Origin of the sequence: Micromonospora sp. NBRC 110038, assembly GCF_020884815.1 — a bacterium.
Lineage (GTDB): Bacteria > Actinomycetota > Actinomycetes > Mycobacteriales > Micromonosporaceae > Micromonospora > Micromonospora haikouensis.
The window spans coordinates 1-1,418 of the sequence record NZ_BBOL01000023.1 but is presented as its reverse complement, the minus strand read 5'-3'; the positions used below and the strand labels follow the sequence as shown (position 1 = coordinate 1,418).

The following is a 1,418-nucleotide window of genomic DNA, read 5'->3' as shown; positions in this document are numbered from 1 at the left end:
AGAGGGTGGTTCGGTAGCTTCCGTCCATTGTGGGCTTGGGCCGGCATGTGAATGTGAGGCGTGGTCGTAACTGGTAGGGCCCCGGCCGCGTTGGGCCGATCATGGGTGAGCGTGCGGCGTATCCGAGCGACCTGAACGATGATCAGTGGGCGGTGGTCGGGCCGTTCCTGCAGGCGTGGAAGGACCGGCACCCGTCGGTGTCGGGGCATCAGGGTCGGTACGAGTTGCGGGAGATCGTGAACGCGATCTTCTACCAGAACCGGACCGGGTGTCAGTGGGCGTACCTGCCGCACGACCTGCCGCCGAAGTCGGCCACCTACTACTACTTTGCCCTGTGGCGTGATGACGGCACCGACCAGGTGATTCATGATCTGCTGCGGTGTCAGGCGCGGGAGAAGGCCGGCCGTCGGGAGGATCCGACCGCGGTGGTGTTGGATACCCAGTCGATCCGGGCGGCGAACCACGTCCCGGCCGCGACGACCGGCAAGGACGCCGCGAAGAAGGTCCCAGGCCGGAAGCGGGGCCTCGCGGTCGACGCCCTCGGGTTGATCATCGCCGTGGTGGTCACGGCGGCGTCGGTCACCGACAACGCGATCGGCATCCGGCTGCTGGACAACGTCCTCGCGCACACCCCGACGGTGACCAAGGCGTGGGTCGACGCCGGGTTCAAGGACGACGTGCAGATCCACGGCGCGATTAACGGTATCGACGTCGAGCAGGTCCTTCGGTCCGACACGACCGCCGGGTTCGTGCCGGTGAAGCGCCGGTGGGTGGTCGAGCAGACCCACGGCACGCTGATGCTGCACCGCCGCCTGGTCCGCGAGTACGAAAGCCGACCGGCCTCGGCGGTGTCCCGCACCTGGTGGGCCTCGACGGCGAACCTGGTGCGTCGGTTGACCGGCACCGCCACCACGTCTTGGCGTTACCAACGGTGACCCAGCCGACGCTGCTGACCTTGCTCACCGAACGCGAAACCGCCGCCGTCCTCGCCGTTGAGCGGCTCCGCACCCAGATCGCCTCCCTCGACGAGCAACTCACCGCAGCCGAGACCGAGGTCGCCGAACTCGCCATCACCCGCAAGACGCTCCTGAGCCTGGGCGGCCCACTCGACACGACGGCACCTGCTGATCCGACCGTCGCCAGCCCCGCCTACCAACAGATCCTTGCCGTATTCCACGCCGGGACCGCGCCGATGCGCGCCAAGGACATCTGCCAGGCCCTCGGCACCGGCGCCACCGCCAAGGACACCGAGAATCTCCGCGCCAAGCTCAAACGCCTCGTCGCCCGCCAGATCCTCACCGAACCCGAGGCCGGACTGTTCACCCTGGCCCCGCCGACGACCTCGGCGTAACCCCACCAGCAGGGCCTCCAACGAACCGCCAAGCCCACACCAGACAAAGCCTCCCGAACCACCCTCT

Annotated in this window: 2 protein-coding genes; both read left to right on the top strand. The window is 68.1% G+C overall.

Annotated features, from left to right (window positions below; translation table 11 throughout):
• The first annotated feature begins 101 nt into the window (after positions 1-101).
• Positions 102-935: an IS5 family transposase gene (locus LPU61_RS31450; protein WP_229406985.1), complete on the top strand. Its 834-nt coding sequence runs from the start codon at positions 102-104 to the stop codon at positions 933-935.
• Positions 932-1,351 (top strand): hypothetical protein, encoded by a 420-nt coding sequence (locus tag LPU61_RS31445; protein ID WP_043960814.1) that lies wholly within the window; start codon positions 932-934, stop codon positions 1,349-1,351. The genes LPU61_RS31450 and LPU61_RS31445 overlap by 4 nt, the downstream gene beginning before the upstream one ends.
• The last annotated feature ends 67 nt before the right edge of the window (positions 1,352-1,418 follow it).